General features: G+C 40.9%; 19 protein-coding genes. 18 read left to right on the top strand and 1 reads right to left on the bottom strand.

The features are described 5' to 3' along the window. Positions 1 to 125 precede the first annotated feature (125 nt). The 13 genes from IEE86_RS17615 (at position 126) to rsmI (ending at position 9,269) form a co-directional block, all read left to right on the top strand. On the top strand, positions 126 to 317 hold the full coding sequence (locus IEE86_RS17615; protein WP_191098333.1) for a sigma factor G inhibitor Gin: 192 nt from the start codon (positions 126 to 128) through the stop codon (positions 315 to 317). Positions 318 to 445: 128 nt separating this feature from the next. Then, positions 446 to 1,060 carry a 5-bromo-4-chloroindolyl phosphate hydrolysis family protein gene (locus IEE86_RS17610; protein ID WP_191098332.1) on the top strand — a complete coding sequence of 205 codons (615 nt, stop codon included), beginning with the start codon at positions 446 to 448 and terminating at the stop codon, positions 1,058 to 1,060. Positions 1,061 to 1,080: 20 nt separating this feature from the next. Next, the gene (locus IEE86_RS17605) at positions 1,081 to 2,145 is read left to right on the top strand and encodes a toxic anion resistance protein (RefSeq protein WP_191098331.1); all 1,065 of its coding nucleotides are present in this window, start codon (positions 1,081 to 1,083) and stop codon (positions 2,143 to 2,145) included. Positions 2,146 to 2,222: 77 nt separating this feature from the next. Beyond that, positions 2,223 to 3,632: an aminotransferase class I/II-fold pyridoxal phosphate-dependent enzyme gene (locus IEE86_RS17600; RefSeq protein ID WP_191098330.1), complete on the top strand. Its 1,410-nt coding sequence runs from the start codon at positions 2,223 to 2,225 to the stop codon at positions 3,630 to 3,632. Then, positions 3,629 to 4,267, top strand: coding sequence for a dTMP kinase (tmk, locus tag IEE86_RS17595; protein WP_191098329.1), 639 nt, complete (start codon positions 3,629 to 3,631; stop codon positions 4,265 to 4,267). Before IEE86_RS17600 ends, tmk begins: the two co-directional genes overlap by 4 nt. Positions 4,268 to 4,346: 79 nt before the next feature. After that, complete coding sequence (locus IEE86_RS17590) at positions 4,347 to 4,676, top strand: cyclic-di-AMP receptor (RefSeq protein ID WP_012008640.1); 330 nt, start codon at positions 4,347 to 4,349, stop codon at positions 4,674 to 4,676. A gap of 12 nt (positions 4,677 to 4,688) precedes the next feature. After that, positions 4,689 to 5,129 (top strand): YaaR family protein, encoded by a 441-nt coding sequence (locus IEE86_RS17585; protein ID WP_191098328.1) that lies wholly within the window; start codon positions 4,689 to 4,691, stop codon positions 5,127 to 5,129. 11 nt (positions 5,130 to 5,140) lie between these two features. Then, the gene (holB, locus tag IEE86_RS17580) at positions 5,141 to 6,130 is read left to right on the top strand and encodes a DNA polymerase III subunit delta' (protein ID WP_191098327.1); all 990 of its coding nucleotides are present in this window, start codon (positions 5,141 to 5,143) and stop codon (positions 6,128 to 6,130) included. A 2-nt stretch (positions 6,131 to 6,132) separates the two neighbouring features. Then, on the top strand, positions 6,133 to 6,960 hold the full coding sequence (gene ricT / locus IEE86_RS17575; protein WP_007496230.1) for a competence/sporulation regulator complex protein RicT: 828 nt from the start codon (positions 6,133 to 6,135) through the stop codon (positions 6,958 to 6,960). Between the two features lie 14 nt (positions 6,961 to 6,974). Further along, on the top strand, positions 6,975 to 7,328 hold the full coding sequence (gene yabA / locus IEE86_RS17570; RefSeq protein WP_024425629.1) for a DNA replication initiation control protein YabA: 354 nt from the start codon (positions 6,975 to 6,977) through the stop codon (positions 7,326 to 7,328). Between the two features lie 55 nt (positions 7,329 to 7,383). Further along, positions 7,384 to 8,127: a tRNA1(Val) (adenine(37)-N6)-methyltransferase gene (locus IEE86_RS17565; protein ID WP_191098326.1), complete on the top strand. Its 744-nt coding sequence runs from the start codon at positions 7,384 to 7,386 to the stop codon at positions 8,125 to 8,127. Then, positions 8,114 to 8,413: a GIY-YIG nuclease family protein gene (locus IEE86_RS17560; RefSeq protein ID WP_191098325.1), complete on the top strand. Its 300-nt coding sequence runs from the start codon at positions 8,114 to 8,116 to the stop codon at positions 8,411 to 8,413. The genes IEE86_RS17565 and IEE86_RS17560 overlap by 14 nt, the downstream gene beginning before the upstream one ends. Beyond that, positions 8,388 to 9,269 (top strand): 16S rRNA (cytidine(1402)-2'-O)-methyltransferase, encoded by an 882-nt coding sequence (gene rsmI / locus IEE86_RS17555; RefSeq protein ID WP_191098324.1) that lies wholly within the window; start codon positions 8,388 to 8,390, stop codon positions 9,267 to 9,269. Before IEE86_RS17560 ends, rsmI begins: the two co-directional genes overlap by 26 nt. Before the next feature lie 44 nt (positions 9,270 to 9,313). Here the strand turns inward: rsmI and IEE86_RS17550 are convergent, their stop codons facing one another. Further along, positions 9,314 to 9,604 carry an AbrB/MazE/SpoVT family DNA-binding domain-containing protein gene (locus tag IEE86_RS17550; protein ID WP_087975202.1) on the bottom strand — a complete coding sequence of 97 codons (291 nt, stop codon included), beginning with the start codon at positions 9,602 to 9,604 and terminating at the stop codon, positions 9,314 to 9,316. 517 nt (positions 9,605 to 10,121) lie between these two features. Between IEE86_RS17550 and metG the strand changes: the two genes are divergently transcribed. From metG to rsmA, 5 genes are all read left to right on the top strand, one after another. Then, the gene (metG, locus tag IEE86_RS17545) at positions 10,122 to 12,122 is read left to right on the top strand and encodes a methionine--tRNA ligase (protein ID WP_191098323.1); all 2,001 of its coding nucleotides are present in this window, start codon (positions 10,122 to 10,124) and stop codon (positions 12,120 to 12,122) included. Positions 12,123 to 12,203: 81 nt separating this feature from the next. Then, the gene (locus tag IEE86_RS17540) at positions 12,204 to 12,971 is read left to right on the top strand and encodes a TatD family hydrolase (protein ID WP_191098322.1); all 768 of its coding nucleotides are present in this window, start codon (positions 12,204 to 12,206) and stop codon (positions 12,969 to 12,971) included. 244 nt (positions 12,972 to 13,215) lie between these two features. Continuing rightward, entirely contained in the window at positions 13,216 to 14,418 is a 1,203-nt protein-coding gene (locus IEE86_RS17535) for a G5 and 3D domain-containing protein (protein ID WP_191098321.1), read from the top strand. Between the two features lie 160 nt (positions 14,419 to 14,578). Beyond that, the gene (gene rnmV / locus IEE86_RS17530) at positions 14,579 to 15,139 is read left to right on the top strand and encodes a ribonuclease M5 (protein ID WP_191098320.1); all 561 of its coding nucleotides are present in this window, start codon (positions 14,579 to 14,581) and stop codon (positions 15,137 to 15,139) included. After that, positions 15,132 to 16,010, top strand: a complete 879-nt coding sequence (gene rsmA / locus IEE86_RS17525) for a 16S rRNA (adenine(1518)-N(6)/adenine(1519)-N(6))-dimethyltransferase RsmA (protein ID WP_191098319.1) — start codon at positions 15,132 to 15,134, stop codon at positions 16,008 to 16,010. The genes rnmV and rsmA overlap by 8 nt, the downstream gene beginning before the upstream one ends. Positions 16,011 to 16,092 lie beyond the last annotated feature (82 nt).

Here is a 16,092-nt window from a genome sequence, read left to right as displayed (position 1 = left end):
ACGAAAAGGAACAAACACTCGATCTGGCATGGATACATATACTAAACTATCATCTAAAACATTCTTAATTTTGTATACAATTGAAAGCGCTAGGGCATACTGAAGCTATAAGTGGAGGTGTCACAATGAGCAAAAAAGAGCGAGAAGCGGTTTGTTTGATTTGTGAAGAGAAAAAGACAAATGGAATTTATTTATATCATCAGTTTTTGTGCCGAGACTGTGAGCGAAAGTTAATTTCTACATCGACCTCGGATCCTAGCTATGCCGATTATGTTAGAAAGCTTAAAAATCTTCATACGCCGCCTTTGTATTCATAGACCATTAGATGGTCTTTTTTTATGAACTCTAAAGGATTGGGCCTGTTTTTTGGAACTTAGTTTGGACATCAACCGTAATAAATAATAAGATAAACAGAGAGCCTGATTATTCATAGGAGTCGATGAACATGAAATCAATCTTTTTCACATTTATATGGGCCATCCTCTCTACTCTTTTCTCGATTGTGATTTTGACTGTCAGTATTGGGGTTTTCCATCATCATGTTGGATTATCAATATTGTATGCGATGATTGGGTGGGGCGGGATGTTTGTAGGAAGCAGATGGATTGCTTTCCAGTTATTTTTAAAGAAACACGGACTGTCTCGTAGTGATTATGTATATATCAAACAGCATTTAAAAGAAGCAGGACAAAAGCTGGTGCGTTTAAAGAAAGCTTTATTTGCTGTGAAGAACGTACAGACGATCAAACATAATTATGAAATCCTTCGGCTTGCACGACGAATCTATACGATTACAAAAAAGGAGCCAAATCGATTTTATGATGCACAGCGGTTTTATTTTGAAAGTTTGGATTCTGTCGTTGAACTAACCGAAAAATATGCACTACTGTATAATCAGCCTAATCGTAGTCATGAACTTGAAATGGCACTGAGCCAAACTCGAGTGACGTTGACAGAGCTGCAAAAGCAATTGACGAATGATTTGCAGCAAGTTTTAGGAAGAGACATAGAAGCTCTTCATATTGAACTTGAAGTCGCAGGTAAAATGATCAAAAAATAAAATGAAAGGGGTCAAACGGGATGAAACCAGAAGATCAAGCCACACCATTACCTGCATCTACTACAGATCTTCAGTTTCGGGTGTTTGATACCTTATCTGATGAGGAGAAACAAGAGGCTATTCAGCGTGCTGACAAGATCCCTGACCATCCGCAAAAGCTGCTTTTCTATGGTACACGAGTGCAGGAGCGATTATTGGAACAATCACAACACATGATGAAATATGTTGAGAAAAAAGACATCGATCAAATAGGAGATGTGCTTGAAGCTTTTTTGCAGCAACTACATTTAGTGGAGCCCGAGGATTTACTGCCAAAAAAGCAGGGCTTTTTTTTGAAATTATTTCAACGGGGGAAGCGTTCTACTCAGGAGATCATTTCTCGTTTTAAACAAGCAGAAGCTCAGATGGATAGATTATCAGCAAGGCTCCGTTACGCAAGAGGCGTATTAATCTCGGATCATAAGTTATTAGAGCGTTTATTTGAAGAAAATCAATCATATTTCCAAGAGATGACGCTACAGCTTGCAGCAGTGGAAGTGAAATTGACACAGGTAGAGCAGCAGGCCCTATCAGAAGCGAAACATTCTCATAATCCGACATTAGAGGAGAAATTGATGAGTCAGGAAGTAAATGAGGAAGAATATTTGGAGAGATTGAAAGAACGGAAGTATGATCTGCTGTTAAGCCGGCAAATTGCACTGCAATGTAATGCTCAAATCCGGATGATTCAGCATACGAATCATACATTAGCCAACCATATTCAATCAACTGTTTCCGCTTCTATTCCTCTATGGATTAACCAAATGTCGATTGCATTAACACATATTCATGAGCAAGCCAATTCAGCCCTTGAGCAGCGAATCCAGCAAACATATGAAAAGGTATCGAAGCAGCAAGGACAGCTTCTTGAAGAGGCATCTCTCACACCTATAGAAACGTTGAAAAAAGTTCAACGTCAATTAGCCGAAACATTACAGGAAACGTTAGAGGTCCAAGAACATGGGAGCCAAGAGCGGGCTCAATTAAAAAGCAACATGTACGAAGCAGAGCAAAAGCTGGCGAATCATAAACCAATAAAGGAATGAGAAACCATCTTTCGGTTCACATGTTTGAACGTTATAATAGACATAAGATATTGTTTAAGTGAAAAGGGTCGATTAGTTTGAAAACACCTTTATATACAGCATTAGCACAACATGCGGAAAAGAGACCTTATTCTTTTCACGTTCCAGGACATCACAACGGAGATGTCTTTTTTGATGAGGCACGGTCTTATTATGCATCTATCCTTGAGCTGGATGTGACTGAGCTTGAAGGGTTAGATGATCTCCACCACCCGACTGGTGTGATTCAAGAGGCAGAGGAATTATTGGCAAAGCTATATGGTTCAGATCGAAGCTTTTTCCTTGTGAATGGTACAACCGTCGGAAATTTGGCGATGGTGATGGCTTCATGTGGGCCTGGAGACGAGATTTTTGTGCAGAGAAATTGTCATAAGTCTGTTTTCCATGCGATTGAGCTTGCAGGAGCAACACCTATGATGTTAGAAACTGAGATTGATCCAAAGTTGCACGTGCCAACACATGTTGCTTACGAAACAGTCAAAAAAGCCATGGCAAAACATCCTAACTGCCGGGCAATCGTTTTGACTTATCCGAATTACTACGGACATGCAGCTGATTTATCCAAGCTGATTCATATGTGTCATGAAGCAGGCATGATTGTTTTGGTTGATGAGGCACATGGTGCGCATTTTGTATTAGGCGGCGCCTTTCCTCCATCTGCTCTTTCCTACGGAGCGGACGTGGTGGTACAATCAGCACATAAAACCCTTCCAGCGATGACGATGGGTTCCTATCTTCATCTTCAAGGGAACCGAATTGATGCGAAACGCATGAAAACACTGCTAACGATGCTTCAAAGCAGTTCACCTTCTTATCCGATTATGGCCTCTTTAGATGTGGCGAGAGCTTATGTCGAGGAGATCAAGGAAAAAGGGAAATTGGCTGGAATCATAAGAGGGCTGGAAGAACTGAAAGAACAGTTTAACCGTCTGACTTATCTCGAAGTGATCGAGTCTGACTCGCTACCTATCGATCCATTAAAATGCGTTATTCGTTCAACAACAGGGCTGACAGGCTATGAACTAAAACAAGTACTTGAATCGGTGGAGATTCACCCAGAACTTGCGGATGAACACCAGGTCTTGCTTGTTTTAGGTCTAGAACAGGGTGAGGATATTCCTTTTTCAGTCATAGAGCAGGCCCTTGAGCAAAGTGAATCATTGCTCGAAAAAAATGAGCATCTTCAAAAGGGAACGTCATCTATAGAGATCGATCATCAAAGACAAGACATAGAAGCCGTCCCATTTGAAAAAGCAGCAGGCCGGATCAGTGCAGAATCGGTCATTCCCTATCCGCCGGGCATTCCTTTGATGATTAAGGGAGAGCGTATTGAGGCAGAGCAAATTTCGACGTTAAGCCGTTTGCTTGGACATTACGTTCATATTCAAGCAAGTCAGGTGATTCATCAGAGAAAATTATATGTTTATATAGAAGAGGAGACACTATGAGCGGTATGTTTATTACGTTTGAAGGGCCAGAGGGTGCCGGAAAAACGACAGTGATTCGAAAAGTGTACGAGGAAATGGAACGACAAGGATATGCAGTGATGGCGACACGGGAGCCGGGCGGCATCGAAATTGCAGAGCAGATTCGTGAAGTCATTTTAAATGAAAAAAATACAAAAATGGATGCGAAAACAGAGGCATTGCTTTATGCAGCAGCAAGAAGGCAGCATTTGGTTGAAAAGGTAGAACCGGCATTGCAGCGCGGAGACACGGTCCTATGTGATCGTTTTGTCGATAGCTCACTTGCTTATCAAGGGTATGCGAGAGGGCTTGGAATTGAAGAAGTAAAATCAATTAACGATTTTGCCATTAATGGTACAATGCCGCAAATGACCATTTACTTTTCCATTACACCTGAGGAAGGCCTCAAACGAATCGATGCCAATCAAGGAAGAGAAAAAAATCGATTAGACATGGAGACCCTGAATTTCCATGAGATGGTCAGAGAAGGCTATGAATTGCTGATTGCGCAATCACCAGAACGATTCCGTGTAGTGGATGCGTCTCAGCCGATGCAGGCTGTCTATGAAGAAGTGCTTCAGTTGATCCAGGACACATTAAAGAAAAATCAAAAATGACCTAATTCCCAATCGTTGTTATAATATAGAGGAAGACATCGGCATGTCACCTGTGCCTAAAACGAAGGAGGCCAATCAAATGAAATTAATTGTTGCCGTTGTACAGGACCAAGATAGCAGCAAGTTGTTGAAGATATTGACTGAACATCAATTCGGCGTGACAAAATTAGCTTCAACTGGTGGGTTTTTAAAGTCTGGAAATACGACTTTTATCATTGGTTGTGATGATGTCCGGGTGGATAAGGCATTACAGCTTATAAAGGAAAATTGCCGTAAACGTGATCAAATGATCGCACCCGTATCACCAATGGGTGGAAATGCAGATTCATACGTACCATACCCTGTTGAGGTTGAAGTTGGTGGAGCTACTGTCTTTATTCTGCCAGTTGAACAATTTCATCAATTTTAAGGATGGGTTGCTGTGAAAATTAATCAAGATATGCGGCTGCTTTTAGAAAAGCGTGAGCTTCAAGCGATTAAAGGAGGCCAGACAGCTGGTTCTTTTAAAGCTTCTATGGAGACGCAAAGCGGCAAAATGCGATTAGAACAACTGACGGTCATGTTGAGTGATATCGAAGTGTTCGGTAAAAAGCTGACAAAGTCTCGAAACCTAAAGGATTTGGCGAGGTTTAAAGGACTGGTGAGACGCTTTGTAAAAGAGACAGTCGATAATGGATTGAATATAGAGACGTCAAGAAGCTTTGACCTTTATGGCAACACGCGAACACTCGCTTTAGTCAAAGCATTAGATGAAAAGCTTCTTGAATTAACAGAGGATATGATGGACCAAGAGAAACCCTCTATTGATTTGCTTGAACGTATTGGAGAAATAAAAGGTTTATTGATTAACCTTTACACATAGAGAGTGATAACATGGCAATTAGCTGGGATGACATGAATGATTTGCAGCCGCGCGTCATGCGGCTGATTTTTAATAGTATTGATAAAGACCGACTGGCTCATGCTTACTTATTTGAAGGAAAAAAAGGGACAGGAAAGCTAGATGCGGCGATGCTTTTGGCTAAGAGCTTTTTTTGCTTGGAAGCAGGAGTGAAACCATGTGAGTCCTGTCAAAACTGCAAAAGGATTGAGTCAGGAAACCATCCAGATTTACATGTAGTGCAGCCTGATGGTCAATCAATTAAGAAAGCGCAAGTGCAGGCGTTGCAGGAGGAGTTTACAAAAGCAGGTGTAGAATCGCACCGGAAAATGTATATCATTCTTCATGCGGACAAAATGACGGTCAATGCCGCGAACAGTTTATTGAAGTTCCTAGAGGAGCCTAACCGGGAAACGATGGCGGTTTTAATCACTGAGCAATCGCATAAAATGCTGGATACGATTATTTCAAGATGTCAAATGCTCAGCTTTCAGCCGTTGCAGCCTCAATCTTTGGAGCAGCAGCTTTTACAAGAAGGCGTATCACAGCATCTTGCAAGGCTTTTGTCGAATTTAACGAATAATTTAGCAGAAGCACTCGAATTAAGTCGAAATGATCAGTTTGCAGAGTCGAGAGCGAAAGTGATAAAATTGTATGAAGTCTTACACCAGCGAAAAGAACATGCATTTTTTTATATACAGGATCAATGGATGCCTTTTTTCAAAGAGAAAGACCTTCAAGAAACAGGTCTGGATATGCTTTTATTTATATATCGTGATGTATTGTCGATTCAAATAGGAAATGAAGATAAAGTCATTTATCAAGACTTATTCCAGACAATGAAGCAGCACGCGCTGCATTCCACACAGCAGATGGTGACGAATCAGATCCTTGCTGTATTAGAAGCGAAAAAGAGACTTCAATCCAACGTGAATGCCCAAGGGCTAATGGAGCAATTGGTGTTGATGTTGCAGGAGGGATAAGTTTGTACAACGTAATTGGTGTTCGCTTTAAAAAAGCGGGCAAAATCTATTATTTCGATCCTAATGGATTTCATATAGAAAATGATAGTTGTGTCATTGTCGAAACGGTCAGAGGTGTTGAGTACGGACAAGTGGTCATCGCGAATAAAAAAGTAGATGAACATGATGTCGTCCTGCCTCTACGTAAGGTGATTCGTGTAGCAGACGAACGAGATCGGCTCATCGTTGAGGAAAACAAAGAAGCAGCGATGGCAGCCTTTGATACATGTCTTCAGAAAGTAAGCGAACATGGCTTAGAAATGAAGCTCGTCGATGTTGAATTTACATTTGACCGAAACAAGGTCATCTTCTACTTCACAGCGGACGGCAGAGTCGATTTCCGCGAGCTGGTAAAGGATCTTGCATCGATCTTCAAGACAAGAATTGAACTTCGCCAGATTGGTGTAAGAGACGAGGCAAAAATGCTAGGCGGTATTGGTCCTTGTGGACGAATGCTTTGTTGTTCGACATTCTTAGGAGATTTCGAACCAGTGTCCATTAAAATGGCAAAGGATCAGAACCTGTCGTTAAACCCTACGAAAATTTCAGGGCTTTGCGGCCGTTTGATGTGCTGCTTAAAATACGAGAATGATGAGTATGAAACAGCGAAAGAACAATTACCGGACATCGGTGAAACGATTCAGACGTCTAATGGCTCTGCAAAGGTAGTAGGGCTCAATATTTTAGAACGAATTTTGCAAGTTGAATTAACCGGGCAAGAAAAAGTGATAGAATATACTTGGGAAGAATTATTACAAGAAGGCGTTGTATCTGCACAAACAACTGAGTAACGAGGTGTGCCACCTTGGATAAAAAGGAACTATTTGATACGGTGATCAATTTAGAAGAACAAATCGGTTCTCTTTATCGCCAGCTAGGTGATTTGAAAAATCATATCGGTGAAGTGATTGAAGAAAATCACCAGCTTCAGATGGAGAATCAGCACTTGCGTGAACGTCTGGATCAGTCCGATCGAGACAAATCATCTGAGGCGGAGAATGATTCTGCTCAGAAGCCAAGTCATTCTGATATAGGAGAAGGTCATGATAACCTTGCTCGGTTATATCAGGAAGGCTTCCATATTTGTAATGTACATTATGGGAGCATTCGTAAAGAGGGAGACTGTTTGTTCTGTCTGTCATTTTTAAATAAAAAATGAGAAAAGGCTTCCGCTGAATCGGGAGCCTTTTTCACAGGAAAAGAAAGGATACATCATGGTTTCGTTAAGAGAAGATGAACGTTTAGATTACTTGCTCGCAGAAGATATGAAAATTATTCAAAGTAAAACGGTGTTCGCCTTTTCATTGGATGCGGTGTTATTAGCAAAATTTGCGTATGTACCGATTCAAAAAGGGGAGATCATTGATCTTTGTACCGGAAATGGTATCGTGCCATTGCTGCTTTCAACTCGATCTAAGGCTTCAATTACAGGTGTTGAAATTCAAGAACGCCTATTTGATATGGCAAAGAGAAGTGTGGAGCATAATCAATTAGAACATCAGATTGAGTTGATTCATGGAGATTTGAATGATATGCCAGAACGCTATGGCAATCATAAAGTAGATGTGATCACATGTAATCCACCATATTTTAAGACACCCTCTAAGGATGAAATCAATGAAAATGAATATTTGGCGATTGCACGGCATGAAATTCATTGTACATTAGAAGATGTGATTCGTGTTTCTTCCACTTTGCTGAAGCAAGGGGGCAAACTGGCAATGGTTCACCGCCCAGGACGGCTGCTTGAGATGATTGAAATGATGAAAAAATACCGAATTGAGCCAAAGCGAATTCAATTTGTTTATCCGAAACAGGGGAAAGAAGCCAATACAATCTTAGTAGAAGGTATAAAAGATGGAAAACCAGATTTGAAAATCCTGCCGCCCCTCTTTGTTTATGGAGAAGACCAAGAGTATACAGAAGAAATCAGGACGATACTATATGGAGAAGCATAATCATTACTTTTATGTATTGAAATGTGCAGATGGCAGTTTGTATGCTGGGTATACAAATGACTTACAAAAAAGGCTGGCGACCCACAATAGTGGAAAGGGAGCAAAATATACAAGAGCGAGACGGCCGGTTGAGCTTTATTACCATGAATGTTTTTCTACCAAAAGAGAAGCCATGCAGCAAGAATATCGTTTCAAAACGTGGACACGTCAAAAGAAAGATATTTATATAGAAGAAATGCGAATGGAAAAGGAGGCGGCACATGAAAAAGACACAGAAAAGCTTTGACGGTCAATCAGACATGGGTATTCTTTATCTCGTACCAACCCCAATTGGGAACTTAGAAGATATGACATTTCGTGCGATACAAACGTTAAAAGATGTAGACTATATTGCCGCAGAAGATACAAGACAAACGAAAAAGCTTTGTCATGTCTATGAGATTGATACACCGTTAACGAGTTATCATGAGCATAACAAAGGCAGCAGTGGTTACAAGTTAATCGAGTGGTTAAAAGAAGGCAAAAACATCGCACTCGTGAGCGATGCAGGTTTACCGACGATTTCTGATCCAGGAGCGGAAGTGGTTCGAGACTTTACAAGCATCGGAGGCTATGTCATTCCGCTACCTGGTGCAAACGCAGCATTAACGGCGCTCATTGCGTCTGGGATCGCACCACAGCCATTTTTCTTTTACGGTTTTCTTGATCGTCAAAAAAAGGAAAAGAAAAAACAGCTGGAAGCATTGAAGAAACGCCAAGAAACGATCATTTTCTATGAAGCGCCCCACCGGTTAAAAGAGACGCTGACTGTGATGAAGGAAGTGTGGGGGAACCGGAACATTGCGATTACGAGAGAGCTCACGAAAAAATTCGAAGAGTTTATTCGTGGAGATTTAGAGTACGTGCTGACGTGGGCGGCGGAACAACAAATTCGCGGCGAATTCTGTCTTGTGGTACAAGGAAATGATCAGGATGAAGAAGAACTGAATGAAGAAGTCTGGTGGAAGTCCTTATCTGAAAAAGAACACGTGATCCATTACATAGAGGAAGGATTGACGTCGAAGGAAGCGATTAAACGTACAGCTGTCGAGCGCGGTGTACCAAAGCGTATGATATACGATGCTTATCACATTGAACAATAAAGAAAGGTTCTTGCAAACGATGCAAGAACCTTTTTATATGAACCTTATTTTTGTGATTGAAGTTGGTTTTGGATTTCGTTAATGATTTGCTCTGCACCTTCACGGCTAAGAACTAATTTACCATTAGCAAGTTTAAGGTTATCGTCTGATACTTCACCTGTTACTTGGCAAGTCATGTTTGGTTTATATTTTTTTAGGATAATTTTTTCATCATCAACATAAATTTCCAAAGCGTCTTTTTCAGCGATTCCTAGTGTACGGCGAAGTTCGATTGGAATCACCACGCGCCCTAATTCGTCAACTTTACGTACAATACCTGTAGATTTCATCTTCATTCTCCTCCCAAAGAGTTCTTATTCTTAATATAATATTATCTTCGTCATTATTCGACAAATTCCTTACATTCCTAGCATAACAAGGTTTCCATAAATCGTCAATCATTTTGTTTACTATTGTTTGTAAAATATGACTCTTAAAGTCAAGGACCTTGAAACTATTGGTGTATAAGGATTTTGTGGACTTCATCTATGGAAATATGCGAAATGACGAGAACAGATTGACAAGACTTTTGCCCTAAATTAGCCAATTGTAAATCTGGAAATAGATTTTATACGACAATATTCGACAAAATGTCGAGCGGTTTGTCGTTTTTTTCGAAAAACTCATCTTTTTCGATCATTTCATCTTCTTCTATGTATATATGCTTGATCTTAAAGGCTAAGATGGTATCATAGAGAAAGCACAAGTGCAAAATATAATGAAATGATCTAACATTTTAATGAAGTGAAGATAACCGCTCTCGTCCATTGGGCGGGAGTTTTTGACATTTACACACAAGCAGGAGGTTCCGACATGCCGGAAAAGAAAAAAACGTTTTATCTGACAACACCTATTTACTATCCGAGCGGAAAATTACATATTGGACATGCTTATACGACTGTGGCAGGGGATGCCATGGCTCGTTATAAACGTCTGCAAGGCTATGATGTGATGTATTTAACGGGTACAGATGAGCACGGACAAAAAATTCAACAAAAAGCTGAAGAACAAAATATTACACCGATCGAGTATTTAGATCCGGTCGTTGCAGACATTCAATCATTATGGAAGAAACTCGACATTTCAAATGATGATTTCATTCGTACAACGGAAAAAAGACATACGAAAATCATAGAGCAAGTCTTCCAAAAATTGCTTGATCAAGGGGACATCTATTTAGATCAATATGAGGGCTGGTACAGTATCCCTGATGAAACATTTTATACAGAAACGCAGCTTGTAGATGTTGAACGAAATGAGAAAGGCGAAGTCATTGGCGGGAAAAGCCCTGACAGCGGCCACCCTGTTGAATTGATTAAAGAGGAATCATATTTCTTCCGTATGAGTAAGTATGCGGATCGTTTACTAGACTATTACGAAAAGAATCCATCGTTCATTCAACCTGAATCCAGAAAGAATGAAATGATCAATAACTTCATCAAACCAGGTTTAGAGGATTTAGCTGTATCAAGAACAACCTTCGATTGGGGAATTAAAGTACCTAATAATCCGAAACACGTGATTTATGTATGGATTGATGCATTATTTAACTATTTAACAGCGATTGGATATGGAACAGATCAGGATGAAAAATATAAAAAATATTGGCCTGCCAACGTGCATCTTGTAGGGAAGGAAATTGTCCGTTTCCATACCATTTATTGGCCGATTATGCTGATGGCACTTGATCTGCCACTGCCGAAACAAATTTTTGCACACGGCTGGCTGCTCATGAAAGATGGCAAAATGTCGAAATCAAAAGGGAACGTCGTAGACCCGGTCACATTAATTGATCGCTATGGCCTCGATGCCCTTCGTTATTATCTGCTTCGCGAAGTACCATTTGGTGCAGATGGTGTGTTTACGCCAGAAGGATTCGTGGAACGTGTAAACTATGACCTTGCCAATGATTTAGGAAACTTGCTTAACCGTACGGTTGCGATGGTTCAAAAATATTTTGACGGTACGTTAAGCAGCTATAAGGGTCCTGTCAATGAATTTGATGAGGAGCTTAAAGCGATGGCTGAACAAACAGTGAAAGCCTACGAAGAAGCAATGGAAAACCTTGAATTCTCAGTGGCCCTTTCAAATGTTTGGACATTAATCAGCAGAACCAATAAATATATTGATCAAACAGCTCCATGGGTGTTAGCGAAGGATGAAACGAAACGAAAAGAACTGCATTCTGTTATGTATCATTTAGCCGAATCACTTCGAATCACAGCCGTGCTATTAACACCATTCTTAACTAAAACGCCTGAGAAAATCTTCTTCCAGCTTGGAATTGAAGATGAGAAGCTCAAAAGCTGGGACAGCATTCTTTCTTTTGGTGCGATTCAACAGACAACGGTACAAAAGGGAGAGCCATTGTTCCCGCGTTTAGAGGTTGAAGAAGAAGTGGCGTACATTAAAGAGAAAATGCAAGGAAGTGCGCCTAAGATAGAGGAAGAGAAAGCGGAAATAGAAGAAACGGAATTACCTGAACTGGGAGCAGAGATTGCCTTTGAGGATTTTTCGAAAGTCGATCTTCGTGTAGCACAAGTATTGGAAGCAGCACCAGTGAAAAAAGCGGATCGTCTCTTAAAGCTTCAGCTTGATTTTGGATTTGAAAAAAGACAAATTGTCTCAGGGATTGCCAAGCATTATCAACCAGATGAATTGGTAGGGAAGAAGCTTGTCTGCGTAGCGAATCTCACACCAGTTAAACTAAGAGGAGAAATTTCTCAAGGGATGATTTTAACTGGGGAAACTGGTGGGAAATTGCAGGTCCTTGAAGTAGATCAATCTCTAGCGAATGGAACGAAAATTTTATAAATTAACAAAGGTGTTCCACGTGTAACATTTCGTCGAACACCTTTTGTTTTTTAGAAGAATTGTCGAAAGGAGCAATCAACGATGTTATTTGATACACATGCACATTTAAATGCGGAACAATACAATGAGGACTTAGAGCAGGTAATCGAAAGAGCGAAAAGCGAAAAAGTCGAGAGAATCGTGGTGGTAGGCTTTGATCGACCGACGATTACGAGAGCGATGGACTTAATTGAAGAATATGACTTCATTTATGCAGCAATCGGCTGGCATCCAGTCGATGCTATTGATATGACAGATGATGACTTGGCTTGGATTAAAGATTTATCTCAGCATGAAAAGGTCGTTGCCATCGGAGAAATGGGTCTGGATTACTATTGGGACAAGTCGCCAAAAGATGTGCAAAAGGAAGTCTTTAGACGTCAAATTGCTCTTGCGAAAGAAGTGAATCTTCCAATCGTTATTCATAACCGTGACGCAACGGAGGATGTCGTGACGATCTTAAAGGAAGAGGGAGCAGCTGATGTTGGAGGTATTATGCACTGTTTTACAGGAAGCCTCGAAATCGCAAAAGCCTGCATAGATATGAACTTTTATATTTCATTCGGTGGACCTGTGACATTTAAAAATGCCAAAAAACCGAAGGAAGTTGTAAAGGACATACCAAGTGACCGACTTTTGATCGAAACAGACTGCCCATACTTAACACCAGTGCCATTTAGAGGGAAACGTAACGAGCCAAGTTATGTGAAATATATCGCAGAACAGATTGCGGAGCTGCGAGAAATCAGCTTTGAAGAGCTTGCTGAATTGACAACAGAAAATGCGAAAAAAGTTTTCCGCATAAACTGACAGTATATGATGTCAATCCTTGTTTAAGCCTGTCCAATTGTGAAACATAACGAAAAAGTTCTACACGTTTGCGCCTCCTCATAGGATAAGTTGTCGATAAGTCTTTCTTCCCTTCCTTCCATAAATCTCCCATAATAGGTTTACAATCGAGCATTTTTGTACAGTGGGTGGAAGGGTTGACAGGTTTTGAGATACTCTATATAATCTCTCCGAGGAGAAGGAGGCGTTTTTCATCGTACAAAAAATGAAAAATCTGTTTTCTGTCAAGCTGGGAAAAGGCAAGGTTTTATTACTAGTCGCTTGCTTGCTTTTAGCTGGAACTGGGACGGCTTACGGTGCGCATGAGTTCACTAAGCAGTCTATTACCATCTCAATCAATGGTAAAGAAAAGACAATTCGTACACATGAAGAGACAGTAGCACAGCTGCTTTCAGACCTTGGGATAAGGACCAGGGCGGAGGATCATATCTCTCCAAGTCTAAATACAAAGATTCAAGACAATATGAACATTGTGTATGATGCGGCTATTCCGGTTCATCTGACCCTAGATGGGAAAGAGAAAACGATATGGACAACAGATCAGACGGTTGGAGCATTATTGAAGAATGAGAAGATAGATGTTGGGAAGCACGATCAAGTGACTCCAGGAAAGAATGACAAGATTAAAAAGGATATGAATCTTGTGGTTCAGCAGGCCTTCCAGGTCAGCTTAAAGGATGGAGGAAAGGATAAAAAGGTGTGGACCACTTCGACTACGGTCGCTGACTTTTTAAAGCAACAAGAGCTGAGGCTCAAGAAGCACGATAAGATCAAACCTGCGTTACATAGTAACATTTCTAAAAAAAGCGCAGATATCCAGATCACTCGGGTGGAAAAAGTCACCGATGTAGTGGAAGAGAAGATTGCCTTTGACACCAAACATAAAAAGGATCACTCTCTTGAAAAAGGAAAAGAGAAGGTGCTTAAAAAGGGTGAAGAAGGTAAATTGAAGAAGCACTATGCCATTGTGAAAGAAAACGGCAAAGTGGTGTCTAAAGAATTAATCAAAGAAGTGACTGAAAAAGATAGCAAGGATCGTTTAGTGGCCATTGGTACACAAGTATCCAAAAGGGAGCCTAAAGCTTCCCCTGTGGTTTCAAGAAGCAATGAATCGTCAGGAAAAGAATTCTATGTGACGTCGACAGCCTATACAGCGAGCTGTGCTGGATGTACGGGCAGAACGTCGACAGGCTTTAATTTGAAGTCAAATCCGGGTGCAAAGGTCATAGCAGTTGATCCGAGTGTCATTCCGCTAGGCTCTAAAGTGTATGTGGAAGGCTATGGATATGCCGTTGCATCAGACACTGGATCTGCTATAAAAGGGAATAAAATTGATGTGTTCGTCCCAAATAAGTCGGCAGCTTATCAATGGGGAAATAAACGAGTGAAAATTAGAGTGCTCAAATAAACACATCAAATCATTTATATGAACAGAGGGCTTTGCGCACCCTCTGTTTTTTTGGTTATAATAGAAGCACTGTTTTCTAATTAATTAGACGCAAAAACAGCATGAAAGGTTTCGTTTTTTGACCAAAAAATGTTTATTGTTTTTGCAAGCGGAGGAATACATGAAAATCAAAGAAATCATTGTGGTGGAGGGTCGTGATGACACTGCCAGAGTGAAGATGGCCGTTGATGCAGATACGATCGAAACAAACGGATCTGCCATTGGCGATTCAGTCATTCAACAAGTGCGACTTGCTCAGGAGACGAGGGGGGTCATTATTTTAACAGATCCTGATTTTCCTGGTGAGAAGATCCGTAAAACCATCGCAGAAGCGGTTCCTGGCTGTAAGCATGCCTTTTTGCCAAAGCATCTTGCTAAGGCGAAGCGAGACAAGGGAATTGGCGTCGAGCACGCCTCCTTGGACAGCATTCGGGAATGCCTTGCCCATGTCCATGAGGAAATGGAAGAATCGGAGAGCGACATTACATTAGACGACTTATTTGATGCAGGCCTTATCGGAGGCGATGCATCGAAGCGCCGCCGCGAACGACTTGGCATGCTTTTAAATATAGGATATACGAATGCGAAGCAGCTGCAAAAGCGCCTTCACATGTTTCAAATATCCAAACATGATTTTATTGCGGCCTTAAAGACCGTCATGCAGGAGGAAGCCGATGAATAAAGATATTGCGACACCCATCAGAACGAAGGAAATACTGAAGAAGTACGGTTTCTCTTTTAAAAAGAGCTTAGGGCAGAACTTTTTAATTGATACAAATATTTTAGATCGTATCGTTGATCACGCAGAGATTACGGATGAGACCGGCGTGATTGAAATTGGACCTGGTATTGGCGCATTGACAGAACAGCTGGCTAAACGAGCAAAGAAAGTGACTGCTTTTGAAATCGACCAGCGTTTATTGCCCATTTTAAACGATACGCTTTCTCCATATGATAATGTCACCATCATTCACCAAGACGTATTAAAGGCGGATGTAAGAAAGGTCATTGAAGAAAACTTTGCTGACTGTAAAGAAGTAATGGTTGTAGCAAACCTGCCGTATTATGTGACGACACCGATTATTATGAAATTGCTTGAAGAGAACCTTCCATTGAAAGGAATTGTGGTCATGCTGCAAAAAGAAGTAGCAGATCGTATGGCTGCTGTCCCTTCATCAAAGGAATATAACTCGCTTTCTATTGCGGTTCAATTTTATACAGAGGCGAAAACGGTTATGGTTGTACCTAAAACTGTTTTCGTTCCCCAGCCAAATGTCGATTCGGCTGTTATTAAACTAACCGTTCGTGAAACGCCTGCTGTCTCAGTAGATAATGATGCATTTTTCTTTCAGCTCATCCGTGCGAGCTTTGGCCAGCGCCGGAAAACATTAATGAATAATCTGATGAACAATCTTCCTGATGGTAAAAAACATAAAGCCATCATCGAAGAAGCCCTTCAATCAGCTGACATTGACGGAAAGCGCCGCGGAGAATCATTATCTATAGAGGAATTTGCTCGCTTGTCGAACGTCTTACAAAAAGCCCTGTTTTAAGGGCTTTTTCTCTTGTTTTTCACCACTTCATCTGTTCGGGCATAGGCTAGAAAGAACAGCACATATGAAAGACGACTTCAAC

This window comes from Bacillus crepusculi (assembly GCF_014764715.1).
Taxonomy (GTDB): Bacteria; Bacillota; Bacilli; order Bacillales; family Bacillaceae; genus Bacillus.
This window is presented reverse-complemented; position numbering and strand designations above follow the sequence as displayed.

Excerpts from the sequence above, each read along its gene's own strand:
- IEE86_RS17610 (WP_191098332.1), top strand. The coding sequence starts at position 446 with ATGAAATCAATCTTTTTCACATTTATATGGGCCATCCTCTCTACTCTT.
- IEE86_RS17590 (WP_012008640.1), top strand. The coding sequence starts at position 4,347 with ATGAAATTAATTGTTGCCGTTGTACAGGACCAAGATAGCAGCAAGTTG.
- metG (WP_191098323.1), top strand. The coding sequence starts at position 10,122 with ATGCCGGAAAAGAAAAAAACGTTTTATCTGACAACACCTATTTACTAT.
- tmk (WP_191098329.1), top strand. The coding sequence starts at position 3,629 with ATGAGCGGTATGTTTATTACGTTTGAAGGGCCAGAGGGTGCCGGAAAA.
- rsmI (WP_191098324.1), top strand. The coding sequence starts at position 8,388 with ATGAAAAAGACACAGAAAAGCTTTGACGGTCAATCAGACATGGGTATT.
- IEE86_RS17540 (WP_191098322.1), top strand. The coding sequence starts at position 12,204 with ATGTTATTTGATACACATGCACATTTAAATGCGGAACAATACAATGAG.
- IEE86_RS17615 (WP_191098333.1), top strand. The coding sequence starts at position 126 with ATGAGCAAAAAAGAGCGAGAAGCGGTTTGTTTGATTTGTGAAGAGAAA.
- rsmA (WP_191098319.1), top strand. The coding sequence starts at position 15,132 with ATGAATAAAGATATTGCGACACCCATCAGAACGAAGGAAATACTGAAG.
- IEE86_RS17605 (WP_191098331.1), top strand. The coding sequence starts at position 1,081 with ATGAAACCAGAAGATCAAGCCACACCATTACCTGCATCTACTACAGAT.
- IEE86_RS17550 (WP_087975202.1), bottom strand. The coding sequence starts at position 9,604 with ATGAAGATGAAATCTACAGGTATTGTACGTAAAGTTGACGAATTAGGG.
- IEE86_RS17560 (WP_191098325.1), top strand. The coding sequence starts at position 8,114 with ATGGAGAAGCATAATCATTACTTTTATGTATTGAAATGTGCAGATGGC.
- holB (WP_191098327.1), top strand. The coding sequence starts at position 5,141 with ATGGCAATTAGCTGGGATGACATGAATGATTTGCAGCCGCGCGTCATG.
- IEE86_RS17565 (WP_191098326.1), top strand. The coding sequence starts at position 7,384 with ATGGTTTCGTTAAGAGAAGATGAACGTTTAGATTACTTGCTCGCAGAA.
- IEE86_RS17535 (WP_191098321.1), top strand. The coding sequence starts at position 13,216 with ATGAAAAATCTGTTTTCTGTCAAGCTGGGAAAAGGCAAGGTTTTATTA.
- rnmV (WP_191098320.1), top strand. The coding sequence starts at position 14,579 with ATGAAAATCAAAGAAATCATTGTGGTGGAGGGTCGTGATGACACTGCC.